The sequence below is a fragment of the Streptomyces sp. NPDC048277 genome (assembly GCF_040652235.1).
Taxonomy (GTDB): domain Bacteria; phylum Actinomycetota; class Actinomycetes; order Streptomycetales; family Streptomycetaceae; genus Streptomyces.
Genome location: NZ_JBEZLQ010000007.1, coordinates 1 through 24,881 on the forward strand (window position 1 = coordinate 1; position 24,881 = coordinate 24,881).

General features: G+C 72.4%; 23 protein-coding genes and 1 pseudogene. 15 read left to right on the forward strand and 9 right to left on the reverse strand.

Annotated elements, in window-relative coordinates:
- The 6 genes and pseudogenes from AB0D85_RS17170 to AB0D85_RS17195 all read left to right on the forward strand — a co-directional run.
- On the forward strand, positions 1-506 hold a 506-nt coding region (locus tag AB0D85_RS17170), incomplete at its 5' end, for an ATP-binding protein (RefSeq protein WP_362320403.1).
- The gene (locus AB0D85_RS17175) at positions 503-1,159 is read left to right on the forward strand and encodes a response regulator transcription factor (protein WP_362320406.1); all 657 of its coding nucleotides are present in this window, start codon (positions 503-505) and stop codon (positions 1,157-1,159) included. The genes AB0D85_RS17170 and AB0D85_RS17175, both read left to right, overlap by 4 nt.
- A gap of 84 nt (positions 1,160-1,243) precedes the next feature.
- Entirely contained in the window at positions 1,244-2,737 is a 1,494-nt protein-coding gene (locus tag AB0D85_RS17180) for a streptophobe family protein (protein WP_362320409.1), read from the forward strand.
- Between the two features lie 239 nt (positions 2,738-2,976).
- On the forward strand, positions 2,977-3,540 hold the full coding sequence (locus tag AB0D85_RS17185; RefSeq protein WP_362320412.1) for a response regulator transcription factor: 564 nt from the start codon (positions 2,977-2,979) through the stop codon (positions 3,538-3,540).
- A gap of 542 nt (positions 3,541-4,082) precedes the next feature.
- Positions 4,083-4,511: pseudogene (locus tag AB0D85_RS17190) on the forward strand (HAMP domain-containing protein); the annotation flags it as partial.
- A gap of 259 nt (positions 4,512-4,770) precedes the next feature.
- Complete coding sequence (locus AB0D85_RS17195; protein WP_362321332.1) at positions 4,771-5,094, forward strand: sensor histidine kinase; 324 nt, start codon at positions 4,771-4,773, stop codon at positions 5,092-5,094.
- Between the two features lie 82 nt (positions 5,095-5,176).
- Here the strand turns inward: AB0D85_RS17195 and AB0D85_RS17200 are convergent, their stop codons facing one another.
- The 5 genes from AB0D85_RS17200 to AB0D85_RS17220 all read right to left on the reverse strand — a co-directional run bounded on the left by AB0D85_RS17200 (position 5,177) and on the right by AB0D85_RS17220 (position 10,391).
- The gene (locus AB0D85_RS17200) at positions 5,177-6,013 is read right to left on the reverse strand and encodes an SDR family oxidoreductase (protein ID WP_362320415.1); all 837 of its coding nucleotides are present in this window, start codon (positions 6,011-6,013) and stop codon (positions 5,177-5,179) included.
- Positions 6,014-6,118: 105 nt separating this feature from the next.
- A complete protein-coding gene (locus tag AB0D85_RS17205) occupies positions 6,119-6,718 on the reverse strand; it encodes a TetR/AcrR family transcriptional regulator (RefSeq protein ID WP_362320418.1) in 600 nt (199 codons plus the stop codon).
- A 14-nt stretch (positions 6,719-6,732) separates the two neighbouring features.
- A complete protein-coding gene (locus AB0D85_RS17210) occupies positions 6,733-7,209 on the reverse strand; it encodes a nuclear transport factor 2 family protein (protein WP_362320420.1) in 477 nt (158 codons plus the stop codon).
- A 137-nt stretch (positions 7,210-7,346) separates the two neighbouring features.
- The gene (locus AB0D85_RS17215) at positions 7,347-8,939 is read right to left on the reverse strand and encodes an IclR family transcriptional regulator C-terminal domain-containing protein (protein WP_362320424.1); all 1,593 of its coding nucleotides are present in this window, start codon (positions 8,937-8,939) and stop codon (positions 7,347-7,349) included.
- Positions 8,940-9,026: 87 nt separating this feature from the next.
- Positions 9,027-10,391: a M6 family metalloprotease domain-containing protein gene (locus tag AB0D85_RS17220; protein WP_362320427.1), complete on the reverse strand. Its 1,365-nt coding sequence runs from the start codon at positions 10,389-10,391 to the stop codon at positions 9,027-9,029.
- Positions 10,392-10,667: 276 nt separating this feature from the next.
- Here AB0D85_RS17220 and AB0D85_RS17225 point away from each other — a divergent pair, with 276 nt between their 5' ends.
- Both AB0D85_RS17225 and AB0D85_RS17230 read left to right on the forward strand, forming a co-directional pair.
- The gene (locus tag AB0D85_RS17225) at positions 10,668-11,318 is read left to right on the forward strand and encodes a TetR/AcrR family transcriptional regulator (RefSeq protein WP_362320430.1); all 651 of its coding nucleotides are present in this window, start codon (positions 10,668-10,670) and stop codon (positions 11,316-11,318) included.
- 191 nt (positions 11,319-11,509) lie between these two features.
- A complete protein-coding gene (locus tag AB0D85_RS17230; RefSeq protein WP_362320432.1) occupies positions 11,510-13,048 on the forward strand; it encodes an MFS transporter in 1,539 nt (512 codons plus the stop codon).
- A 54-nt stretch (positions 13,049-13,102) separates the two neighbouring features.
- Here AB0D85_RS17230 and AB0D85_RS17235 read toward each other — a convergent pair whose 3' ends face one another.
- Positions 13,103-13,615, reverse strand: a complete 513-nt coding sequence (locus AB0D85_RS17235; protein WP_362320435.1) for a MarR family transcriptional regulator — start codon at positions 13,613-13,615, stop codon at positions 13,103-13,105.
- Between the two features lie 118 nt (positions 13,616-13,733).
- Here AB0D85_RS17235 and AB0D85_RS17240 point away from each other — a divergent pair, with 118 nt between their 5' ends.
- Entirely contained in the window at positions 13,734-14,525 is a 792-nt protein-coding gene (locus AB0D85_RS17240; protein ID WP_362320438.1) for a class III extradiol ring-cleavage dioxygenase, read from the forward strand.
- A 13-nt stretch (positions 14,526-14,538) separates the two neighbouring features.
- On the opposite strand, the gene AB0D85_RS17245 is transcribed toward AB0D85_RS17240, so the two are convergent.
- Positions 14,539-15,057 (reverse strand): N-acetyltransferase family protein, encoded by a 519-nt coding sequence (locus AB0D85_RS17245; protein ID WP_362320441.1) that lies wholly within the window; start codon positions 15,055-15,057, stop codon positions 14,539-14,541.
- A 226-nt stretch (positions 15,058-15,283) separates the two neighbouring features.
- On the opposite strand from AB0D85_RS17245, the gene AB0D85_RS17250 reads away from it, so the two are divergent.
- The gene (locus AB0D85_RS17250; protein WP_362320444.1) at positions 15,284-16,297 is read left to right on the forward strand and encodes a sigma-70 family RNA polymerase sigma factor; all 1,014 of its coding nucleotides are present in this window, start codon (positions 15,284-15,286) and stop codon (positions 16,295-16,297) included.
- 405 nt (positions 16,298-16,702) lie between these two features.
- Here AB0D85_RS17250 and AB0D85_RS17255 read toward each other — a convergent pair whose 3' ends face one another.
- A complete protein-coding gene (locus AB0D85_RS17255) occupies positions 16,703-17,704 on the reverse strand; it encodes a WYL domain-containing protein (RefSeq protein WP_362320447.1) in 1,002 nt (333 codons plus the stop codon).
- Positions 17,705-17,940: 236 nt separating this feature from the next.
- Here AB0D85_RS17255 and AB0D85_RS17260 point away from each other — a divergent pair, with 236 nt between their 5' ends.
- From AB0D85_RS17260 to AB0D85_RS17280, 5 genes are all read left to right on the forward strand, one after another.
- On the forward strand, positions 17,941-19,383 hold the full coding sequence (locus AB0D85_RS17260) for an MFS transporter (RefSeq protein WP_362321335.1): 1,443 nt from the start codon (positions 17,941-17,943) through the stop codon (positions 19,381-19,383).
- 231 nt (positions 19,384-19,614) lie between these two features.
- Entirely contained in the window at positions 19,615-20,376 is a 762-nt protein-coding gene (locus tag AB0D85_RS17265) for a DeoR/GlpR family DNA-binding transcription regulator (RefSeq protein ID WP_362320450.1), read from the forward strand.
- Between the two features lie 38 nt (positions 20,377-20,414).
- Positions 20,415-21,362 carry a 1-phosphofructokinase gene (gene pfkB, locus AB0D85_RS17270; RefSeq protein WP_362321337.1) on the forward strand — a complete coding sequence of 316 codons (948 nt, stop codon included), beginning with the start codon at positions 20,415-20,417 and terminating at the stop codon, positions 21,360-21,362.
- A 253-nt stretch (positions 21,363-21,615) separates the two neighbouring features.
- Positions 21,616-23,730 carry a fructose-specific PTS transporter subunit EIIC gene (locus AB0D85_RS17275; RefSeq protein WP_362320453.1) on the forward strand — a complete coding sequence of 705 codons (2,115 nt, stop codon included), beginning with the start codon at positions 21,616-21,618 and terminating at the stop codon, positions 23,728-23,730.
- Between the two features lie 109 nt (positions 23,731-23,839).
- Complete coding sequence (locus AB0D85_RS17280) at positions 23,840-24,091, forward strand: hypothetical protein (RefSeq protein WP_362320456.1); 252 nt, start codon at positions 23,840-23,842, stop codon at positions 24,089-24,091.
- Positions 24,092-24,122: 31 nt separating this feature from the next.
- Here the strand turns inward: AB0D85_RS17280 and AB0D85_RS17285 are convergent, their stop codons facing one another.
- Positions 24,123-24,869, reverse strand: coding sequence for a DUF6227 family protein (locus tag AB0D85_RS17285; RefSeq protein ID WP_362320459.1), 747 nt, complete (start codon positions 24,867-24,869; stop codon positions 24,123-24,125).
- Positions 24,870-24,881: the final 12 nt, after the last annotated feature.

The following is a 24,881-nucleotide window of genomic DNA, read 5'->3' on the forward strand; positions in this document are numbered from 1 at the left end:
GTCTGCTCGCGGTCGTCCGCGCGGACGACCGCGAGCAGACGACGCAGGACCCGCTCGCCCCGCAGCCCGGCCTGGCCGACCTCGACGCCCTGCTGGAGCGGGTCCGGGCGGCCGGTCCCACCGTCACCCTGCACACCGAGGGCGACCTGGGCGGCCTCGGCCAGGGCGTCCAGCTCGCCGTCTACCGCATCGTCCAGGAAGCCCTGACCAACACCCTCAAGTACGCGGCCGCCGACACCGCCGTCAGCGTCCTCGTCGCCGTCGAGCCGGGCGCCGTACCCGCCGTACGCATCGGCGTCGAGGACAGCGGACCGGCCCTCGCCCCGCCGCCCGGCGCCGACCGGGAGGGCGGCGGTCACGGCCTGGTCGGCATGCGCGAACGAGCCGCCCTGTACGGCGGACAGGTCAGCTCCGGTCCCAACTCCCGGGGCGGCTGGACCGTCCGCGCCCGGCTCCTGCCACCCCCGACCCATCCCCCCGCTCACACGGAGAACCCACCGGCATGACCACCGTTCTCATCGTCGACGACCAGGCCCTGCAGCGCCTCGGCTTCAGCATGCTCCTGGAACAGCAGCCCGACCTCAGCGTGGTCGGCGAGGCCGGCCACGGCGCCGAAGCGGTCCGCAAGGCCGCCGAACTCCGCCCCGACGTCGTCCTCATGGACATCCGCATGCCCGGCATGGACGGCATCGAGGCCACCCGCCGCATCGTCCAGTCCGGCGGCCGCTCCCACGTCCTGGTCCTGACCACCTTCGACCTCGACGAGCACGCGTACGCCGCCCTGCGCGCCGGTGCCAGCGGGTTCCTCCTCAAGGACGCGCTGCCCGACGAACTCGTCGCCGGCATCCGCGCGGTGGCCGCCGGAGACGCGGTCATCGCGCCCGGCCTGACCCGCAAGCTCATCGACGCGTTCTCCGACCGTCTCCCCGGCCGCAGCCCCGAACAGGAGAAGACGCTCTCCGCGCTCACCGAGCGCGAGCGCGAGGTGCTCACCGGCATCGCCACCGGCTGGAGCAACGCCGAGATCGGCGAACGCCTCAGCCTCGCCGAATCCACCGTCAAGACCCACGTCAGCCGCATCCTCGCCAAGATCGGCGCCCGCGACCGCGTCCAGGCCGTGATCTTCGCCTACGACACCGGACTGGTCAGGCCGGCATGACCGGCACCGGAACCCGCCGGTCTCGCAGGTTTCTCTCAGAACCCCTCAGAGGAACCTCGGAAGTGACGGCCAGGCTCCCCGCCCATGAGCCATCACACCGCGCCGACGTCGGGCACCGCCCGACCAGACACCCTGCCACCGCGTCCCACCCGTCCGTCACGGGGCTCCCGTACCCCGGCGGCCCCCGGTCCGGCCGTCACAGGTCTGCAGAACCTGATCGCCGGGTCCGGTGCGGCCGTCGCCGCGTTCGCCGCGATGCTCGCGGTGGCCCTGCTGGGCCTGACCCTCGCGGGCGCGTCCTCGGCCACCTCGGTCCTGCCCGCCGCCGTGACGCTGGTCTGCCTGGCCGTCGGCGGCTCGGCGGACTTCTCGGGCGGCTCCGGCGGCGGCCTGCTGTCGATGGGCATGGACGGCGGACTGCGCGGCATGCCGCTGGGGGTGACCCTGGCCGGTGCCGTCGCCCTGCTGCCGGTGTTCTTCCGTGGGCTGCGCGGCCGCAAGGTCACGGCCGAGACGGTGTTCGCCAGAGTGGTCACCGCGCTGGTGACCTGGCTGGTGCTCCTTATGGTCTTCTCGCCCCTCGCCAAGGGCAGCCTGGAACTGCCCAAGTCCATGACGGCGAAGCTGAAGCCCGGCTCGGGCGGGGGCCTGGGCGGCCGCCTCGGCGGTCTGCTCGGTGGGTCCGGCGGGTCGTCGAGTCTGTCCACCGTGGACTTCAAGGCGGGCGTGGCGATGACCGTGTTCGCCGGGCTGGCCTGGCTGCTCGTCGTCCTGCTGCTGGGCATGGTGGCGACCCGGCGGCCCCGCTTCCCGATCCCCTTCGCCACGGGCAGGCTGCGTACGATCGTGGGCCCGGCGCTCTCCGCGACCGGCACCGTCGTGCTGACGGTGACGCTCACCCTCACCGCGGTCGGTGCCCTCGCCGCCTGTTTCCTGGCGGGCGACAACGGCGGCAGGGCGGCCGGGGCCATCCTCCTCGCGGCGCCGAACGCGGTGTTCGCCGTCCTGTCGACCGGCATCGGCGCCTCGTGGACGATGTCCTTCCAGGGCGTGCTGGACACGAGCAGCCCGCTCGGCAGCCTGCTCGGCGGACTGTCGGGCGGCGGCCTGCTCAGCGGCCTCACCGGCAGTTCGGGCGGCGGCGGCTTCACCCCGCCGCACCGCACCATGAGCCTCGCGGACGCCATGGACAGCCCCGTCGTACGCCTCGGGCTGCTGCTGGCCGTCATGGCGGTGCTGTTCGCCTGCGGGATCCTGACCGCCGCCCGTACGCCCCTGCCCCTGGGGCGCGACGGCCGGCCGCAGCAGACCCGGGCGACGCGCGCCGCGCTGACCGCCGTACAGACCGGCCTGGTGTGGGCGGTCCTGTTCCTGGTGGCCGACCTGGTCGGCGGACCCGCCATGACCGCCACCATGTCGGTCATGGACAGCCCGCTGATGAACCTGACGGCCGGGGGCGGGGCGGACAGCGTGCTCACCTCCGTCCTGCTCGGCCTGTTCGCAGCCGGTGCGGCGGGGTTCGCCGGGGGCCTGGTCCAGGACGCGTACCGGGTGCGCCGCGCGCAGCGCACCGGATGACCACCCCTCTCATGACCCGAACGCAGGCCCGGAGGAGGCCGGAATGAAGCAGCCCGATCCCACCACGGTCACCCGGGAACCGTCCCGTGCGGCCGGATCGCTCCTGGTGGTCGACGACGAACCCATCGTCCTCGAACTGCTGCCCACGGCCCTGCGCCACGCGGGGTTCACCGTGACGACCGCTGCCACCGGCGAACAGGCCCTCGCCGCCGCCTACGAGAACCCCCCCGGACCTCGTCGTGCTCGACGTCATGCTGCCCGACACGAACGGCTTCTCGGTGATCCGCCGGCTGCGCGAGATACCGGACAACGCCACCGGCGAGACCGGCCGCCGCCGGATGCCGGTGCTGTTCCTGACCGCCATGGACACCACCGAGGACATCCTCAACGGCCTGCGCCTGGGCGGCGACGACTACGTCACCAAACCCTTCGACCTCCAGGTGCTCATCGCCCGTATCCAGGCCATCCTGCGCCGCACCGCGGGTCCGGCCAGCCCCCTGATGGCCGTCGGGGACCTGGCGCTGGATCCCGACGGCCGCCAGGTCACACGGGCCGGGCAGCCGGTGCGGCTGTCGCCGACCGAGTTCCGGCTGCTGCACTTCCTGATGCTCAACACCGGCCGGGTGGTCTCCAAGGCGCAGATCCTCGACAACGTCTGGCACTACGACTTCGCCGGCGAGACCGGCATCGTCGACACCTACGTCAGCTACCTGCGCCGCAAGCTCGACCCGGGCGGCGACGCGCCCCGGCTCCTGCACACCGTCTACGGCCAGGGGTACGTGCTGCGCGGGCCCACGCCGTGAGACCGGTCCCGTCCCGGCTGCGCGGGGGCGCCCACCGGCTCTCCCTGCGCAGCCGGCTGCTGCTCCTGACCGTCGGCCTGCTGACGGTGGGCCTGCTGGCCTCGACGGTCTTCGTCAACCATCTGCTGCGCGGCTATCTGCAGGGCCGCGCGGACGGCCAACTGCGGCCCGCGGCAACCCTGTTCGCCCACATCCCGCCGGTACTCGCCCCGGACTCGACGACCTCGCTGCGCCCCCTCCCGCGGGCCGCCGCCACCCGCCTGTCCGCCCTGAACCTCTTCGACATGCCCGTCGTCGTCTACCTGGACGCCGAGGGCCGTACCGTCGGCGAGCTGGACCTGGGGTCGAGCGCCGGCACCGGTCCCGAACTGACCGCCCTCGACCGGACCGCGGTCGCCGCGCACGGCAGCCGCCCCTTCACCGTGACCGGCCGGCACGACGGACCGCGCTGGCGGGTGACGGTCCGCCCGCTCGCCGACCGGTCCTCCCCGCTCGCCCGGACCACCGACAGGCGGGCCGTGTCGGTGGTCGTGGCCACCTCCATGGGCAGGGCGGACGCGACCGCCGACCGGCTGTGGACCATCTCGCTCGGCGTCGCCGCCGCCCTGCTGGCAGCGCTCGCCGTGGTCGGCTGGTTCGCCGTGCGCTCGGGCTTCCGGCCCCTGACCCGGATCGAGGAGACCGCGACCGCGATCGCCGCCGGGGATCTGTCCCACCGCGTCCCCGAGCTGGCCGGCCCCCGCACCGAGGTCGGCCGGCTGGCCGGTGTCATCAACGACATGCTCGGCCAGATCGAGACCGCCTTCGCCGCCCGTTCCCGTTCCGAGGCGAGGATGCGGCGCTTCGTCGCCGACGCCAGCCACGAACTGCGCACCCCGCTGGTGGGCATCAAGGGCTCCACCGACCTGTACCGGATGGGCGCCCTCTCGGGGCCCGGGGACATCGACCGCACGATGACCCGTATCGCCGGGGAGGCGGAGCGGCTGGCCCGCCTGGTCGAGGACCTGCTGAGACTCGCCCGGCTCGACGAGTCGCAGGCCGGCCACCCCACCGGCACCGTGCTGCGGCTCGCCCCGACCGACCTGCGCACCCTCGCCGTCGACGCCCTGCACGACGTACGGGCCCTGGACCCCACCCGCCCGGTCGACCTCACCGGCCCCGGCGGCGGCCCCCCCGGCCTCGGCCGCGGCCCTGGCCGACGAGGCCGCCCTGCGGCAGGTCGTCTCCAACCTGGTCGGCAACGCCGTCACCCACACCCCCGAGGGCAGCCCCATCCGTATCGGCGTCGGCACGGCCGACGGCCACGCCGTCCTGGAAGTCGCCGACCGGGGGCCCGGAATGACCGAGGAACAGGCCGAGCGGGCCTTCGAACGCTTCTACCGCGCCGACGGCTCCCGCTCCCGCTCCTCCGGCGCCGGCGCCGGACTCGGTCTGTCCATAGTCCGGTCCCTGGTCACCGCCCACCACGGCCGCGTGGAACTGACGACCAGCCCGGGACAGGGCGCGACATTCCGCGTCCTACTGCCGACACAGAGGCGGGCGCCTTACACTTAAGCCTCGTGACTTAGATGGCGGGAGCCGCCGGCCGAGAAGTCCTGGACCCGGCCCCGCCCGAGGCCCCCACGGCCTGAGTACCTCAGGCCTCGGCCAGCGTTGCGGCGAGTCCTCCGTCGACCAGGAGGTCCGTGCCCGAGATGAACGACGCCCGCTCCGAGGCCAGGAACTCCACCGCGTCCGCGATCTCCAGCATCGTGCCCTGGCGGGCGAGCGGGGTCCGCGTGAGAAGACCCCGCTTGGTCGGGCTGTGCTCGAACTCGACGGCACCCATGGGCGTGGCGATCAGCCCCGGGGAGAGCGAGACGATACGAGCCCCTCGCTCACCCCACGCGCGGGCCTCGCGCCGCACGAGGGACAACAGCCCGCACTTGGAGATCTGGTAGGCCAGAGCGCCCGAACGGTTCTCCTCGGGCGTCTCCGCCGCGACCCGCTCCGCCATGCGGGGGTCGTGCGGTTCCCGCAGCAGCGCCTCGACCCCCGGCGCCGGAGTGAAACCGTGGCCCGCCAGCGAGGAGACCAGAACCGCCGCGGCACCCGGGCCCGCGAGCGGCAGCAGCGCCCGCGCCACGAGCGCGGGGCCGGTGAGATTGACCCGGAGGATCAGGCCGAAGTCCTCGGCGACGGGGGACAGCCCGGCCACATGCGCGAGGACCCGGAAGCCGCCCCTCTCCCGCACCACGCCGGCGAGAGCATCCACCGAATCGGGCCGTGTCACATCACACGCCACCGACTCGACATCACCGCCCTCCTCGGTCAGTTGCCCGGCGAGGGACTCCGCCCGCTTCGCGTCGATGTCCGCGACGAGCACCCGGTGACCATGACTCAGCCGCCGGGCCACGGCCGCACCCATACCCCCCGCGCCGATCACCACGGCGAGCTGCCGGTCCGGCCGCTTGCTCCCGTACGTTCCGTCCACGGCGTTCCTCATTTCTCCTGGGTCGTGCGCCGCTGCCGATGTCAACATGGATCACCGGATAAGTCAACTGTCTTAGAAGTGAGACGGCGGCAGTTCAATCGCGGCTCAGGTGGTGGGTACGGCGTCCGCGCGGGCGGTCCGCAGCAATGCGCGTGCCGCGTCCTTGGCGTGGCGGGCGGGCTCCGCGGACCCGGAGACCGCCGCCGTGGTCATCGCGCCCTCGGCGAGGAGGGCGAGCTGGTCGGCCAGCCGGGCGGGCGCGTCCGCCGCGGCCACGAGATCGGCCAGATAGCTCCGGAACGTGTTCTTGTGGGCCTTCGCGATGCCGGCCACGGCCGGGGAGGTCGCGCCCAGCTCCCCGAAGGAGTTGACGAAACCGCAGCCGCGGAAGCCGGGCTCCTCGAACCAGCGGAACAGCCAGTCGAAGACCGCCAGGATCCGCTGCTCGGGTGTGCCCTGGGTCTCCACGTACTGGGCCAGATCACGGTTCCAGCGCGCGTCCCGCCGCCGCAGATAGGCCTCTACCAGGGAGTTCTTGGAGGGGAAGATCTGGTACAGGCGCTTGAGGGGGACCCCGGAGGCGGCGCGGATCGCGTCCATCCCGACCGACTGGATGCCCTGGCCGTAGAACAGCTCCTCGGCGGCGTCGAGAATCCGCTCCTCGGCCGCTTGCTCGGCCGTCCGTCCGGTCGCCGGGCCGGCCATTTCGCGTTCCACGGTCAGAGCCCCAGGTCGCTCAGGCCGGGGTGGTCGTCGGGGCGGCGGCCGAGCGGCCAGTGGTACTTGCGCTCCGACTCCTTGATGGGGAGGTCGTTGATGGAGGCGTGGCGCCGTCGCATCAGGCCGTTGTCGTCGAACTCCCAGTTCTCGTTGCCGTAGGAGCGGAACCAGTTGCGCGAGTCGTCGTGCCACTCGTAGGCGAAGCGCACGGCGATGCGGTTGCCGTCGAAGGCCCACAGCTCCTTGATGAGCCGGTAGTCGAGCTCCCGGTCCCACTTGCGGGTCAGGAACGCGACGATCTCGTCGCGGCCGGTGGCGAACTCCGCGCGGTTCCTCCAGCGCGAGTCCACGGTGTACGCCAGGGCGACCTTCCGCGGGTCACGGGTGTTCCAGCCGTCCTCCGCCAGGCGGACCTTCTCGACGGCGGTCTCCCGGGTGAACGGCGGGAGCGGAGGGCGTGGTTGCTCGTCGGTCATGTCGGTTCCTCGGTCGGCCGTCAGTGAGAACGGTCGTTCTCACCGTCTCTCCGACTCTAGGAGAACGTTGGTTCTCGCGCAACGGGGCGCCGGCAGCGGCCACCGGGGGAGAGGGCATGAGCGAGGGCCGCCACCCGTCAGGACACGGGAACGGCGGTGAACCGGGACGCGAGCCGCAGGTCGTTCTGGACGTGGTCGGCGGTGGTGCGCAGTTCGGGGAGGACGTCCGTCACCAGCTCCGTCAGGCTGCGGCGGGCCGCGTGGGCGGCCACGTTCAGCGCGGCGACCGGGCGGCCCGTGCGGTCGCGCACCGGCACCGCGATCGAGCGCAGGCCGGACTCCAGTTCCTCGTCGGCCAGGGTGTACCCCCGGTCCGTGCCGAGTGCCAGCAGCACCCGGCCCAGGGCGGTGCGGCGGGCCGGCAGCCGGGTGCCCACGGTGATGTCCACCGTCAGGACCCGGCTCGCCGCGGCCACCGCCAGGTACTGGATCTCCGCCGGGTCGGTCCCCGGCACGAGCACCGCCAGCGCCGTCGGCTCGTGCACCCGGTCCGCGAGGGCGCGGAGGTGGGGTGCCGCCAGGCGGGCGAGGGTGGTGCGGGACAGCGGCGGGTAGCCCAGGGACAGGACCCGGGGGGTGAGCGTGAAGTCGCGGCCGTGTGCCGTCACCAGGCCCAGGTGCTCGTAGGTGATCAGGGCCCGGCGGGCCGTCGCCCTCGCCAGGCCCGTCGCCTTCGCCACGTCCGTCAGGGTCAGCGCCGGGCGGCCCTCGCCGAAGGCCGTGAGGACGGTCAGCCCCCGGGCCAGCGACTCCACGAAGTCACGGCCCAGTTCGTGCTTGGAGGCCGTGGTCCAGCCGGCCAGGTCCGAGGGGTGCGGGGCGGGGTGCGGGGGGCGCGCCTCGCGCAGTTCCCGCTCCATCGCCGCCACGGCCGTACGCAGCCGGGGGAGGAGCGTGTCGCGCAGGTCGGCCGCCGTGTGGCGGCTGGTGTGGCTCACGACGTTCGCCACGCACGCCAGCCGCCCGGTGGACGGGTCGCGTACCGGGACGGACACCGCGACCAGGCCCGGTTCGATCAGCTGGTCGTCCAGGGCCCAGCCGTCCCGCCGGGCCCGGTCCGCCCGCGCCGCGAAGTCGTCGTGGCCGTCGGAACCCCTCGGCGGTACGGCAGGGAAGCCCGCGTCCGTCGGGTCCGCCGCGCGCCGCGCCCGCCAGGCCGCCCACTCCGCCTCCGTCCACTCGGCGGCGAACAGCGGGCCGGGGGCGGTGCGTTCGGCCGGCAGCAGGTCGCCGATGCGGAAGCTGACGGACATCGCGCGGCGGCGGGTCGCCTGGTGGATGAACCGGATGCCGTCCCGGTCGGCGACCGCGAGGGAGACCGACTCGTCCAGCTCGTCGGCGAGGGCGTCCGCCTGCCCGTCCAGCAGCGTGGGCAGGCGCAGGGCGGCCAGATAGGCGTTGCCCAGCTCCATCACCCGGGGGGCGAGCACCGCGTCCCGGCCGTCCATACGGACGTATCCCATCCGGGCGAGGGTCGCGGTGATCCGGTCGACGGTGGAACGGGCCAGGCCCGTACGCCGTTCCAGCGCGCTCGCGCTCAGCGTCCCGCCCGCCTCGGTCAGCGCCGTCAGCACCGCCACCCCCCGCACCAGCGGCGCGACCGCCTCGGCGGGCGGCTCGCCCAGGGCGGCGGCGGTGGCGGAGGAGGAGGGGGACAGGGGGGCGGTCATCGGCTCTCCGGTAGGGCGATCGGGGCACGCTTACCGTAAACCGTGGCCGACCTGGTCAGCGCCGGGTCCGGCAACCCGCGCCACCCGCTACCCCCGCGTCACCCGCACCCGGTAGTCCCCCTCCGCGTCCACCGACACCACCTGTACGTCGATCCCGTGCTTCGGGTCCTTGAAGCTCTCGCCCGGGCCGAACGGGGCGTCGGAGAGCTCCGCCTGGACGTTGGGGCTGCGGGTGCAGCCGCCGCTGTTGCGGTGGGCGTCGTACACCTTGATCGGTCCCCGGCCGGTGTCGACGTTCGCGTCGACCTTGTAGATGAGGACGCCGGGACGGCAGACCTCCTCGTCGTTGCCGCCCTTGGTCCGCACCTCCAGGGCGTAGCCGGTGCGGCCGTCGACGGGGACGAAGACCAGTTTGCGGCCGCCCGCGCGGGACAGCGGGGTCAGCGTGTACTCGGCGGTGCCGTGGCCCGCCGCGCAGCTGACCTGGTCCGCGTCCAGCCAGCCCAGCTTCCACTTGTGCCAGGCGAGGAGGTCGTTGTCGGCCCCCCAGTCCTCGCTCATGATGTCCCAGTGCCCGACCGCGCCCCCGCCCTCCTGGGTGTAGAGGTCGGGCAGGCCGAAGACATGGCCGTTCTCGTGGGGGAGGACCCGGTAGCCGGTGCGGGCGTAGGAGCCGGAGCCGTCGTCCTGGCGGGAGTAGACGAAGGAGGCGTTGGCGACCGGGACGCCGTCGGCGACCGGGGCGTCGCCGTTGCCCGCGAAGGTCACGGACAGCACGGTGTCCAGGGCGGAGGGGCCGGCGTTCGGGGTGACCAGCACGTTCAGCAGGTCGTACGAGCGGAAGTCCAGGTCCGGGTCGGCGGCGGCCACGATGTCCTGGACCAGCTGCCGGTAGCCGGGGTCGAAGGGGGCGCCGCGCTCTATGCCGTACTCCTGGAACGGCTTGGGCATCCGCAGCCAGTGGTCGATCGGGGCGGCGGGCTGGTAGTCGAGCTTGCCGTAGGAGGCGGTGCGGAACCATTCCTGGGTCTGCGGGAAGAACTCGTGGTAGCGGTCGAGGGCGCTGCCCTGGCCGGGCGCGTCGGGGAAGTCGACCATCAGGGTCAGGGCGTGCACGGTGCCGGTGGAGCGGGAGTACCCGCCCGGGGTGGGGACGCCCTCGGTCATCTGGATCTCGTGGCCGCCGCTGATCAGACAGGGGCCGTAGACGGAGGAGCGGGCCAGCGCGATCGGGCCCGCGCCGGCCGGCGCGGGGGCCGCCGTGAGCCGCCCGGTGCCCGCCGAGGTGCCGACCGCGAGGACCAGCGCGGCCACGGCGGCGAGGCAGACCGCACGGCGGGGGCGTATCCGCCGGCGGTCGCCACGTATACGGGCCGGTGGCGTACGGCGGCCCAGGGTCCTGCGGGGGCTGCGGCGGCTCGCGGGCGGTCGGCGGCTGGGCTGCGGCTGCATGCATGGACCTTTCGCTCCACGGCAGCCGCCGGTGTCCGGCTGCACCCTTTTGATCACCCTGTGTCGGCGGGGCGGCGGGCGCGCGCTGGAGCGGCCGATCGTGGGACAACCCTCTTGAAAGAAGATGTGACTCAGGTCACATGAAAACCCGGGAGGGGGCGGAAATAACCGGGGAGCCCTTCCCCGTTTAGACCCGTGTACGAGCGAAACGGGGAGCAGATCCCCGGATCGTGGAAGCCCAGACCGTCAGACCGTCCGACAGACCAGGAGTGCGCCGTGCAGACCGCGACCGCCACCCCCACCGTGCGCAAGGCACCCCGGCCCCGCGCCGACGCCCTGCGCAACCGGGAGCGGATCGTCGGCGCCGCCCGCGAGATGTTCACCGAGTACGGCCCCGACGTGCCGCTCGACGAGATCGCCCGCCGGGCCGGCGTCGGCAATGCCACGGTGTACCGCAACTTCCCCGACCGCGACGCACTCGTCCGCGAGGTCGTCTGCTCCGTCATGGACCGGACGTCGGAAGCGGCCGAGCTGGCGCTCGCGGAGACCGGGGACGCCTTCGAGGCGCTGGAGCGCTTCGTGCACGCCTCCGCCGACGAGCGGGTCAGCGCGCTGTGCCCGATGGCCTCCAACGCCTTCGACAAGAACCACCCCGACCTGGAAGCGGCGCGCAAGCGGTGCGAGCAGCTCATCGAGCAGCTCATGGACCGCGCCAAGGTGGCCGGACAGCTCCGTCCGGACGTGGGCGTCGGCGATGTGATGATCGCCGTGGCCCAGCTCAGCCGGCCCCCGGCCGGCACCGGCTGCCTGATCAGCGACCGCTTCGTCCACCGTTATCTGCAGCTGTTCCTGGACGGACTGCGGGCCCCGGCCCGCTCCGCCCTGCAGGGCACGGCCGTGACCATGGAGGACCTGCGCCAGGCCTGAACCAGCCTCGAACCGCCGATCAGTTCGGGACCGCCGACCGGTCCTACCTCTCACGTACGACATCACCCGTACGGCGCTGACACCGCACGTCATCGCCTCTACGGCACCGACCCGTTTCCGCACCTCACCCATCACTTTTTCCGTCACGAACTCCCGACTTTCCGTCACGAAGTCACGAAGTGGGTACCCCCATGTCTGAAACAGCCGTCAAGGCTCCCGGCGCACCGGCACCGTCCGGTGACGCCAACCGCTGGAAAGCGCTGGTCTTCATCGCGCTCGCCCAGCTGATGGTCGTCCTCGACGCCACCATCGTGAACATCGCGCTGCCCTCCGCCCAGACCGACCTGGGCATCTCCGACGGCAACCGGCAGTGGGTCGTCACGGCCTACGCCCTCGCCTTCGGCGGTCTCCTGCTCTTCGGCGGCCGGATCGCCGACCTGTGGGGCCGCAAGCGCGCCTTCGTCATAGGCCTGACCGGCTTCGCCGCCGCCTCCGCCCTCGGCGGTGCGGCGACCAGCGGCGCGATGATGTTCGGCGCCCGCGCCCTCCAGGGCGTCTTCGGCGCCATGCTCGCCCCGGCCGCGCTCTCCCTGCTCGCCGTGATGTTCACGGACGCCAAGGAGCGTGCCAAGGCGTTCGGCATCTACGGCGCGATCGCCGGTGGCGGCGGCGCCGTCGGCTTCATCCTCGGCGGTGTGCTCACCGAGTACCTGGACTGGCGCTGGACGTTCTTCGTGAACATCCCGTTCGCCGTCGTCGCCGCGCTCGGCGCGTACTTCGTCATCCGTGAGCCGGAGGGCGGCCGCAACCGCAACGCGCTCGACATCCCCGGCGTGCTGCTGTCCACCCTCGGCCTGGTCTCGCTGGTCTACGGCTTCACCCGCGCCGAGTCCGACGGCTGGGGCGACGCCACCACCGTCGGCCTGTTCGTCGCCTCCGCGGTCCTGCTGATCGCCTTCGTCGTCACCGAGATGCGGGTCAAGGCCCCGCTGCTGCCGCTGCGCGTGGTCCTCGACCGCAACCGCGGCGGTATCTACCTCTCCCTCGGCATCGCGATCATCGCGATGTTCGGCACCTTCCTCTTCCTGACCTACTACCTCCAGGTCATCAAGGGCTTCTCGCCGATCAAGACCGGCTTCGCCTTCCTGCCCATGATCGCGGGCATGATGATCGGCTCCACCCAGATCGGCACCCGGCTGATGACCCGGGTCCCGGCCCGGGCGCTGATGGGCCCCGGCTTCCTGGTCGCCGCGGCCGGCATGCTGGTCATGACCCAGATCGAGATCGGCTCCTCGTACGCCTCGACGATCCTGCCGGCGATGGTGCTGCTCGGTCTCGGCATGGGTACGGCGTTCATGCCGGCCATGTCCCTGGCCACGTACGGCGTCGAGCCCCGGGACGCCGGTGTCGCCTCCGCGATGGTCAACACCTCGCAGCAGGTGGGCGGCGCCATCGGTACGGCCCTGCTGAACACGATCGCCGCGTCCGCCACGACGTCGTACATCAAGGACCACATCGCGACCGCGACCTCCAAGTCCCGGCAGCAGCTGGTCCAGATGGAGGGCGCGGTGCACGGTTACGCCAGCGCGATCTGGGTCGCCGTCGGCATGCTGGTGCTGGCCGCGGTCGTCGTGGTGGCCCTCGTCAACGCCGGCAAGCCGGAAGCCACCGCCGTGTCCTCCGGGGACGGCGTGGAGGACGAGGTGGCGGTCCCGGTGGTCGCCCACTGAGCCTCTGAGCGACCGACCACAGGGGTACCCGCACGCGGGCCTGTCCCCGGCTCCTCAGCGGAGCCAGGGCAGGTCCGCGCCCGCATCGCTCGGCTGCAGGCCCTCGGCGACGATCTGCATGATCTCGCCGAGGGCCTGCTGCTGTTCCGGGGTCAGCCGTTCGAACAGCGCCTGCCGTACGGCGGCCACATGGCCCGGCGCGGTGCGCCGCAGCACCTCGGCGCCCTCGTCGGTCAGCACGGCGAACTGGCCCCGCTTGTCGGAGGGGCAGTCCTCCCGGCGCACCCAGCCGTTCTTCTCCAGGCGGGCGATGGCGTGCGAGAGCCGGGACCGGGTGATCTTCGCGTTCATGGCCAGCTCGGTCATCCGCAGCCGCCGCTCCGGCTCCTCGGCGAGCTTGACGAGCAGTCCGTAGTAGATGTGCGGCATGCCCGCGTCCCGCTGGAGCTGACGGTCCAGATGATCCTCCAGCAGGGTCGTGGCGTGCAGATACGAGCGCCAGACGTGCTGTTCGTCCTCGGTGAGCCAGCGGTTCTGCGTGGGAGCGGATTCGGATGCCGTATTCATGTATCCCACTGTACGAGGCCTCTCCTTGAAGGTTAAACAAGTAAGGCGTAAGGTATTGACAGGAAAGCTTGAGATTTAAAACAACGGGTCGAGCAGAGGCCCGGAGGGAGTCGCCGCCATGTCCGCCGCCACCAAGGAGCGCATGCCCGCCCTCTACCTGAGTCATGGCGCGCCGCCGCTCGCCGACGACCCGGTCTGGCCCGGCGAACTCGCCGCCTGGAGCGCCGGACTGCCCCGCCCCAAGGCGATCCTGATGGTCTCCGCCCACTGGGAGGAGGCCCCCCTCGCGCTCGGTGCCGTACAGCCCGTCCCCCTCGTCTACGACTTCTGGGGCTTCCCCGAGCACTACTACAAGGTCCGGTACGCGGCCCCCGGCGCCCCCGAGCTCGCCGAGTCCGTGCGCAAGCTGCTGCGCGCCCCCGGCATCCCCGTGCAGGACATCCCGGACCGCGGTCTCGACCACGGCGCCTATGTGCCCCTCGTGGAGATGTTCCCGGCCGCCGACATCCCCGTGCTGCAGATCTCCATGCCCACCCTCGATCCGGTCCGCCTGATGGAGACAGGCCGCAAGCTGGCCCCGCTGCGCGACGAGGGCGTGCTGATCGTCGGCTCCGGCTTCTTCACCCACAACCTGGCCGCCCTGCGGTACGCGGGCAACGGTGTGCCGACCTGGTCCTCCGAGTTCGACGACTGGGGCCACCGGGCGCTGGAGAACCGCGACTGGGACGCCCTGCTCGACTTCCTCGACAAGGCCCCGGCCGGCCGCTACGCCCACCCGCGCACCGAGCACTTCGCCCCGCTCTTCGTCACCATGGGCGCGGCGGAGGCCGGCGGCGAGCTGGACGCGCAGCGGTCGGTGATCGACGGGTTCTGGATGGGGATGGCGAAGCGGTCGGTGCAGTTCGGCTGAGCCTTTCGCTTCGCTAGAGCGGGCGCTCGTACCAGGCCACGTCCCAGTAGCGGCCGAACTTGCGGCCCACCTCGTGGTACGTGCCGACGTGCCGGAACCCGAAGCGCTCGTGCAGCCGGGCGGACGCCTCGTTCGGCTGCGCGATGCCCGCGTAGGCGCGGTGCAGGTCCTCGCCCGCGAGCGCCTCGAAGAGCGCCTTGTACAGGAGCGTGCCGACACCGCGCCGGCCGGCGCCCGCGGCGACGTACACCGTCGTCTCGACCGAGGTCTCGTAGGCCGGTTTCGATCGGTAGGGGCTGGATGTGGCGTACCCGAGAATCTGCTGTGAGTCCGCCGATACGGCAACCTTCAGGCGGTACGGGCCGTCTTCCGGGTGGGAGAGCAGCCAAGGACGACGCTCTTCCGGCGTGAAGACCACCGTGTCGAATGTGATGGGCGTCTCACGAACGTAGTGGTTGTAGAGCTCCGTGAGGGCTTCGAGGTCCGCCTCGACTCCCGGCCTGACCTGCACCTCTGTACGTTCCGTCGACACCCGGCCTCCTCGCGTGGTCGCACAGGGTACTGCATGATCAGAAAATTCGGGGGGCGGCATGGGAATTCTGTCCGGATTCCAGTCGTTGTTTCCATCGGATGCAGGGAGCTCGGTGAGAGTCCCGGGGAGTTCCACGAGTGGAGTTCCGTAGGGCGTCGAGCAGAGAACCCGGCAGCTGAAGCACTGACAGGACCACCCGCCCGCCCACCATCGCAAGGGAGCACGCATGGCAACCCGTGCCGTCGCCCGTCGTAGGACCGCCACTGGCGAGGCGGTCGACTCGGCAAGCAGTGTTCGCGCCCGAGCCGTTCGCAGCCATGGCGGCGAGATCGCCGACCGCGATCTGGTCGGTATGTACCTCGACGAGATCGCGCGCACACCGCTGCTCGACGCCGCCAAGGAAGTCGAGCTGTCCCAGACCATAGAGGCGGGTGTGTTCGCGCGGCAGGTCCTCGACGGCGAGGAGGAGTCCGCGTCGGACGCCAGCCGCGAGGAGCTGGAGGCGCTCGTCGCCGCCGGCGAGCGGGCGAAGGACGTCTTCATCCGCTCCAACCTCCGCCTGGTCGTGGCCGTCGCGCGGCGCTACCCGCGCAGCGGTCTGCCCCTCCTCGACCTGATCCAGGAGGGCAACGCCGGTCTGGTGCGTGCCGTCGAGAAGTTCGACTACCGCAAGGGCTTCAAGTTCTCCACGTACGCCACCTGGTGGATCCGGCAGGCGATCACCCGTTCCATCGCCGACCAGTCCCGGACCATCCGGCTCCCCGTCCACCTGGTGGAGGAGCTCGGCCGGATCCGGCGCGTGCAGCGCGAGTTCAACCGCGAGCACGGCCGCGAGCCGGAGCCCGCCGAGATCGCGACCGAGCTCGGCTCCACGCCGGAGCGCGTCGTCGACGTCCTCGACTGGGCCCGCGACCCGGTCTCGCTGAACATGTCGGTGGACGACGACGGCGACACCCAGTTCGGCGACCTCCTGGAGGACACCTCGGCGGTCAGCCCCGAGCAGTCCGTCCTCACCCTGCTGCGCAGCGAGGAACTGGACGACCTGATCGGCCGCCTGGACCAGCGCACGGCCTCCATCATCAAGATGCGGTACGGCATCGAGGACGGCCGCGAGCGCACGCTGACCGAGGTCGGCAAGGAGCACGGGCTGACCCGTGAGCGCATCCGCCAGATCGAGAAGCACGCGCTGCTGGAGCTGAAGAAGCTCGCCCGCTCCACCGGGTTCGAGCCGGCGGCATAAGGGGGTTGTGAGGGGATCGCGAGGGGGCTTCGCACGGATGGGGCTCGCGCGTCGGAGGGCGCGCGAGGCTCTGTCCACGCCGACCGCGTGCGCGGGGTGGCGGAAGACGGCGCAAACATGGCGCGGTACCGCCGCTTCAGTGCTGCGCGTGTAGGGAACAACCATGCAGGGCCGGGGAGTTGAGGGCCTCGGCCGTGACGGCCGGTTTCCGTGATCCGTGATCCTCTTGACGATCCCTCAGTGAGCCACGTCCCGACGCACCATCCCCCCGGCGCCGGGACTTTCCCAGAGCCGGGCTTCGGCGCCCAACCCCCCCCGGGTGCCGAAGCCCGGCTCCACACTCCGCGCTCCGGTGGTTCACCCCGTACCTGAACCACGGGGTGAACCACCGGAGGGCAGATTCTGTCACAGCGGCACGGCGTCTCCGCCCGGCCCAGCGGTCCGGGCGCCGGCCCGGCTCAACCGGCCCCCCAACTCCCGCACGCACTCCACCAGTTCCGCGGGCTCACGCACCACGAACTCGCAGCGCACCATCACCAACCGCACCGCCAGCCACTCCATCGGATCCCCGGTGGCCCCCCGGACGACACACCGGCCACCGTCCCCCTCCGCCACCGGCGTCCCCAGCCACTCCGGCAGCCGGGCCCCCACCTCCTCGACCGTCCCGGCGAAGGCGACCTCGAACTCGTATGTCTCCTGCTGCCGTTGAATCGACCGCCGCAGATATTCCGCCGCGCTCCCCGTCGGCAGCTCCCGCGGAGCGAACCGCGCCCCGGTGGCGAACGGCTCGCTCACCCGGTCCACCCGGAACGTCCGCCAGTCCTCGCGGTCGAGGTCGTACGCCACGAGGTACCACCGCCGCCCGGTCGACACCAGCCGGTACGGCTCGGCCTGCCGCCGTGTCCCGCTCCCGTCCGCCGCCCGGTAGGCGAACCGCAACCGCTCCCGCCCCGCGACCGCCGACGCCATCACGGTCAGCGTCTCGGGCGCGATACTCGCCCCGTCCCCACTGGTCAGCGGTGTGGTCGCGGCCTGCAGCGTGGTCACCCGGTGCCGCAGCCGGGCCGGCAGCACCTGCTCCAGCTTCGCCAGCGCCCGCACGGACGCCTCGTCCACGCCCTCCAGGGCATGTCCCGCTCCCGCCCGCAGCCCGACCGCGATGGCGACGGCCTCCTCGTCGTCGAGGAGCAGCGGCGGCATCGCCTTCCCGGCGACCAGCCGGTACCCCCCGTCGGCCCCCTTGCTGGCCTCCACGGGATACCCCAGCTCCCGCAACCGGTCGACATCGCGCCGCACCGTACGCCGCGACACCCCGAGCCGATCGGCAAGCTCACCACCGGGCCACTCACGGGGCGTCTGGAGAAGAGACAGCAGCTGAAGAAGTCGAGCCGGAGTGTCTGTCGTCATACACACGAGCATGCCGCACGACTAGGACGGGATCTGTCCTAATGGGTTCCTAGAGTGGCGTCATGACCTCCAGCAAGATGAGCGCCCCAAAGGGGCGCGGGGCGGAATCGATCAGCGGCTCCGCCGCGGGGCGCGACCAGCCACAGGCGACCGACACCCGGCACACCACATCCACCCCCACAACGCTCTCCGAGTCCCCACCCGACCGAACCCGCTGGCTGGCTCTCGCGATCGTCATGACCGCCGCCTTCATGGACCTCGTCGACGTCACGATCGTCAACATCGCGATCCCCTCCATCCAGCGGGACGCCGGCGCCTCCTTCAGTCAGATCCAGTGGATAACCGCCGGCTACGCCCTCGCCTTCGCCGCCGGGCTCATCACCGGTGGCCGCCTGGGCGACATTCACGGCCGCAAGCGGCTGTTCCTGATCGGCGTCGCCGGCTTCACCCTCGCCTCCGCCCTGTGCGGCTTCGCCGCGAACCCGGAGATGCTGGTCGCCTCCCGCATCCTGCAGGGTGGCATGGCCGCGATGATGGTCCCGCAGGTCCTCTCGATCGTGCACGCCACCTTCCCGGCGCACGAGCGCGGCAAGGTCTTCGGCCTGTTCGGCGCGATCGTCGGCCTGGGCGCGGTCTCCGGCCCGCTGCTCGGCGCCCTCCTCACCGAGTGGAACCTCTTCGGCCTCGAATGGCGCCCGATCTTCCTGATCAACCTCCCGGTGGGGATCGCGGCCCTCCTCCTCGGCCGCCGTTACATCAGCGAATCCAAGGCCCCGCGCGCGCTGAAACTGGACCTGGTCGGCGTCGCCCTGGTGACCCTCGGCCTGCTGATGCTGCTCTACCCGCTGACCCGCGGCCGCGAGCTGGGCTGGCCGCTGTGGGGGTACCTGTCGATGGCCGGCGCGCTCGTGGTCTTCGCCGTACTCGTCGCATACGAACGCCGCAAGGCCGCCCGCGACGGCTCCCCCCTCATCGAACCCTCCCTCTTCAAGGTGAAGAGCTTCGCCGCCGGCATCGCCGTCCAGACCGTCTTCGGTGTCGGGCTCGGCGTGTTCTTCCTGGTCTGGACGCTCTACATGCAGATCGGCCTCGGCTGGACCCCGCTGCACGCCGGCCTCACCGGGGTGCCGTTCTCCATCGCCGTCTCCGTCGCGGCCGGCATGTCCGTGCAGAAACTGGTCCCGCGCTTCGGCCGCAAGGTGCTCCAGGCCGGCGCCCTGGTGATGGGCCTCGGCGTCCTGCTCTACATCTGGGAGTCCGATCGCTACGGCCTCGCCATCGCCTCCTGGCAGATGGCCCTGCCGCTGGTCGTGATGGGTGCGGGCATGGGCCTGATCGTCGCCCCGCTGACGGACGCGGTGCTCTCGGAGGTGCCGCGCGAGCACGCCGGGTCCGCGTCCGGCCTGATCAACACCGTGCAGCAGATGGGCAACGCGCTTGGCCTCGGCCTGGTCTCGGTCGTCTTCTTCGGCGTCATCGGCGACCGGCTCACCCCCGCCCAGGTCGGCCCGGCCTTCGCGCACGCCTTCCGGCACGCGCTGCTCTGGGTCGCCGTCGTCATGGCCGTGATGTTCCTGCTGATGTCCGCCCTGCCGAAGCGCCCGGCGCAGCACCTGGAAGGCGGCGGTGAGGACGAGCCGCTCCCGGCGTCCGGGGCGGCACGCGAACTCGTCCACTGACCGCCTGACCAGCGGCGAAGAGCCCGGTACCGGAAGGTGCCGGGCCCTTTCGTGTGCGCCTCCCTATGTGCCGGGAAGTCCGATCATGCCCGGTTGAGGTCCGAACCTGTTTACTTTCTGGAAATCCGGGCGTAGCCTCCCAGCGAAACCACAAGTTCGGGCATGAGTCGGGCGCAGTCGGACATCGGCCGGACATCAGTCGGACGTATCGTGAAGCGGAGGCGCAGGGGCATGTACGCACCGGAGCGGCAGCAGGAGATCCTCCGGCTCGCCCGTGACGGCGGCCGGGTGGACGTCGTGTCGCTCGCCGAGGAGTTCCAGGTCACGCAGGAGACGATCCGCCGCGACCTGAAGGCCCTCGACCGTGCCGGCCTCGTCCGCCGGGTGCACGGCGGTGCCATCCCGGCCGGACGCCTCGACTTCGAGCCGGACCTCGCCGAACGCGAGTCCACCTCGGCCGACGAGAAGGACCGCATCGCCAAGGCCGCCGTCCCGGAACTGCCGACCGAGGGCACCCTGATCCTCGACGCCGGTTCGACGGTCGCCCGCCTCGCCGCGGCGATCCCGCTGGAGGCGGAGCTCACCGTCGTCACCCACAGCCTGCCCATCGCGGCCCGTCTCGCCGACCACCCGGGCATCCAGCTCCACCTGGTCGGAGGGCGCGTACGGCACCGTACGCGCGCCGCCGTGGACGCCTGGGCGCTCCGCGCCTACGGCGAGATCCGCGCGGACGTCCTGTTCGTCGCCGCCAACGGCTTCTCCGCCGAGCAGGGCCTCACCACCCCCGACCTCGCCGAGGCCGCGGTCAAGCGGGCGGCCGTCGCCGCGGCCCGCCGGGTGGTCCTGCTCGCGGACTCGGCCAAGCACGGCCAGGAGCACTTCGCCCGCTTCGGCGACATGGGCGACGTGGACCTGCTGATCACCGACAGCGGACTGAGCCCCGAGGACGCCGCCGCCATCGAGCGCGGCGGCACGGAAGTAGTACGAGCATGAGCACCACGAACAGCGCGAGCACCACGAGCGGTACGGCCATGATCCTCACCGTCACCCCCAACCCCTCCCTCGACCGCACCTACGAGGTCCCCGCCCTGGAGCGCGGCGAGGTCATCCGCGCCACCGGCGAACGCATGGACCCCGGCGGCAAGGGCGTGAACGTCTCCCGTGCCGTCGCCGCCGCCGGCCGGCGCACGGTCGCCGTGCTGCCCCTGGGCGGTGCGCCGGGCGCGCTCATCGCCGACCTGCTCGACGCGCAGGGCATCGAGGTCGCGCCGGTCCCGGTCGCCGGTGCCACCCGCTCCAACATCGCGCTCGCGGAGTCCGACGGGGTGCTCACCAAGATCAACGCGCCGGGTCCGGAGCTGTCCGCGGCGGAGCAGGAGCTCCTTCTCGACACGGTCCGCGAGCAGTCGCGCGACGCCGACTGGATCGCGTGCTGCGGCAGCCTGCCGCGCGGACTCGCACCCTCCTGGTACGCCGATGTCGTCGCACGGGCGCACGCCGGTGGCGCGCGCATCGCGCTGGACACCTCGGGGCGTGCGCTGCTCGAAGCGCTGCGCGAGTGCCCGGACGTGGTGAAGCCGAACGCCGAGGAGCTCGCGGAAGCCGTGGGCCGCCCCCTGGCGACGGTGGGCGACGCGCTGAAGGCCGCCGAGGAACTGCGCGGCATGGGCGCACGCGCCGTGCTCGCCAGCCTGGGCGCCGACGGCCAGCTCCTCGTCGAGGACACGGGCGCCTGGTTCGCGAGCGCCCGCGTGGACGCCGTCCGCAGCAACGTCGGCGCCGGCGACTCCTCCCTCGCCGGCTTCCTCATCGCCGGCGGCAGCGGCCCGGGGGCCCTCGCCTCCGCCGTCGCCCACGGCGCGGCCGCCGTCCAGCTGCCCGGCAGCGTGATGCCCACCCCGGCCGACCTGGACCCGGCGGCGGTCACCGTCACCGACGTCGTCCCCGTCGACCGCGAACTGACGGAGCCGGTGTCATGAACGCCCAGACCGTGGATACGACCACCCGCGCGGCCGCGCTCCTCCCCGGCGCCGCCCGCCGACAACCGGCCCAGGAGCGGCGAGGCGTCTCGTTACTCGCCGCACCGACGGGCCGGCGGGGCACCCTGAGCCGTCCCGCCGTCCCCGGGGGGCGGGGCTTCCCCGGCCCCGCCTCCCACCCCGCCCCCACAGCACCTCCGTCCCCTCCCGCCCACCCCACACCCCGGGCGATACGCGTGCATAGGAGCCCGCGATGAGCGACATGATCACCGCGGACCTGGTCGATCTCGACCTGTCCGCCGATACCAAGGAAGCGGCGGCGCGCGCCCTCGCCGAGCGCATGGTCGCCCTGGGCCGGGTGACCGACCTGGAGGGCTTCCTCGCCGACGTGGCCGCCCGCGAGGCCCAGATGCCGACCGGCCTCGACGGCGGCATCGGCATCCCGCACTGCCGCAGCGCCCATGTCACCGAGCCGACGCTCGGCTTCGGGCGCAGCGCCGCCGGCATCGACTTCGGTGCGGCGGACGGCCCCGCCGACCTCATCTTCCTGATCGCGGCCCCCGCCGGCGCCGACGACGCCCACCTCACGATCCTCTCCTCACTGGCCCGGCAGCTGATGAACACCGAGTTCACGGACGCGCTGCGGTCGGCGGGCGACGCGGAGACGGCGGCTGCGCTGATCCGCGGCGACGAGACGCCGGCTGCGGTCGGCGCCGAGGACGCGAGCCCTGCGACCGGCGCGGCCGGTGCCGCGGGTGCCGCCGACGCGGGCGCCTCCCGGAACACCGCTGCGGCGCCGGCGGCGGCCTCCGCCGGCACCGCGGCGGCCAACTCGACCACGGCCGCGGGCTCGGCCGAGGGCGGGCGTCCCTTCCGGATCGTCGCCGTCACCTCCTGCCCCACCGGTATCGCCCACACCTACATGGCGGCCGAGTCGCTGGAGAACGCGGGCCGCGAGGCGGGTGTGGAACTCGTCGTCGAGACGCAGGGCTCGGCCGGCTTCACCCGGCTCGACCCCGAGGTCATCGCGGCGGCGGACGGCGTGATCTTCGCCCATGACGTCCCCGTGCGCGACAAGGACCGCTTCGCCGGCAAGCCCACCGTCGACGTCGGCGTGAAGGCGGGCATCAACCGCCCCGCCGAGCTGATCGGCGAGGTCCGCGAGCGGGCGGCCCGCGGCGAGGTCACCTCCGGCTCCGCGCCGGCCACGCCGGTCGAACGCGCCGGTGACGCAGGCGAGGGCTACGGCACCAAGCTGCGCAAGTGGCTGATGTCCGGCGTGAGCTACATGGTCCCGTTCGTCGCGGCCGGCGGTCTGCTGATCGCCCTCGGCTTCGCGATCGGCGGCTACGAGATCAAGTCGGCGCCGTCGGTGCTCAACCACTTCGTGTGGACGCAGTCCGACAGCTGGGCCGCCCTGATGTTCCAGATCGGCGCCGTGGCCTTCGGCTTCCTGGTCCCGGTCCTGGCGGGCTACATCGCCTACGGCATGGCCGACCGGCCCGGTCTGGTCCCCGGCTTCGTGGGCGGCATGATCGCGTCCACCATCAACGCGGGCTTCCTCGGCGGCCTGGTCGCCGGTCTGCTGGCCGGTGGCGTGGTGATGGCGATCCAGAAGATCAACATCCCGGCGGTGCTGCGCGGCATCATGCCGGTGGTGGTGATCCCGCTGATCTCCTCGGCGATCGTCGGATTCCTGATGTTCGTCGTGGTCGGCAAGCCCATCGCCTCCGCCCAGAAGGGCATGACCGACTGGCTGAACGGCCTCTCCGGCTCCAACGCCATCCTGCTCGGCGCCCTGCTCGGCCTGATGATGTGCTTCGACCTCGGCGGCCCGGTCAACAAGGTCGCGTACACCTTCGCCACCGCCGGTATCGCGGTCTCCAACCCCAGTGACTCCGCGATGAAGATCATGGCGGCGGTCATGGCGGCCGGCATGGTCCCGCCGCTGGCGATGGCCCTGGCCACCACCGTGCGCGGCAAGCTCTTCACCGAGACCGAGCGCGAGAACGGCAAGGCCGCCTGGGTGCTGGGCGCCTCCTTCATCTCCGAGGGCGCGATCCCGTTCGCGGCCGCCGACCCGCTGCGCGTCATTCCGTCCTCGATGGTCGGCGGCGCGATCACCGGCGCCCTGTCGATGGCCTTCGGCGCCACCCTGCGCGCCCCGCACGGCGGCATCTTCGTGGTCCCGCTGATCGGCAACCCGTTCCTCTACCTGATCGCCATCGCCGTCGGCGTCTGCGTCAGCACGGCCCTGGTCGTCATCCTGAAGGGCATGCGCAAGCCGGCCCCGCAGACCTCGGCGGGCGGCTCCGCGTCCGGCGCGGCCGCCACCGCGAAGGAGGACAGGCAGCCGGTCGCGGCCTGACGCCGGCGCCCCTCTTGTCCCTTTGATTCGCTGTGAGTTGTTCACGGCACCTGCGAGATACGTCACGGTCCGGGACCAAAGTCCCGGACCGTGGTGTGTACTGGGGCGTATGTCTGAGCACGCCTCGACCCTCCAGCTGATCGGCATGGTCGCACTCACTCTGGCGACCGTCGCCTGGGCGGTCGTCGTGACGCGCCTGCTGCGCCGCAACCGCAACGCGGCCGTCGCCTGGCACGCCGCGCGCGCTCTGCCCGCCTTCCCGCACCCGCACCAGGCGGGCCCCGCGCGGGAGTCCGTGGAGCTGACCCCGGCCGAACAGGATGCCTTCGCGGGCCTGGTGCGCCGTCTCGGCGGCCGCTGAGGACCCTCGCGCCGCCCGCGCCGCCCGGGGGTCAGGCCCGCCGCGCCGCCCGCCGCTCCATCGCGTCCCTGGCCGCGTCCTCCGTCGGATACACCTCGCACATGTGCCGGCCGTCCGGGGTCGCCGTGTGCTCGACCTCCCACAGGGACAGCTCCCGGCCGTCACGCAGCAGGAACGCGTGCTCGTAGAGCGAGAACCCCGGGCCCGCCCGGCCCGCCCGGGCCGGCCGCCCGAACGCCTGCGTGATCTGGTGCGCGAACGCCGCCGTCAGCACCTCCGCCGTGTCCGCCCCCGGCCGGTCCGTGTTCTCCGCGCGGCGCAGCAGCCGGCGCGCGTGGTCCGCCGAGTCGTCCGGCACATACACGTGCCGGGGTTCGGGGACCGGCGCCGTCGTCACCAGCACCGGCAGCTCGAAGTCCGGGGTGTCCGGGGGTAATGGCAGCCGCGCGGTCGCGGCCCGCAGCTCCTCCTCGTCGACGTACACCTCGTGCTGCGGCTCGCTGCCCGGCGCCGTGTTGTGCACGAGCTCCCACAGGGTGACCGCCGAGCCGTCGGCGAGCAGCCAGGTGTGCCGGTACGTCTCCCGGTGCAGCCCCGCGCTGTGGTGCGCGGAGTGCAGCGAACTGTCCTGCGCCAGCGCGCAGTCCAGCTGCCTTATGGCCTCGTCCGGCAGCTCGAAGGAGTTCAGGGCACGACCGAGGAGCCGCGCGAGATGCTCCTCCGGAGACTCGGGCGACTCGGCTGGTTCGTACGCTGCCGTCTCGTACGGAACGCTCAAGGTTTCTCCCGG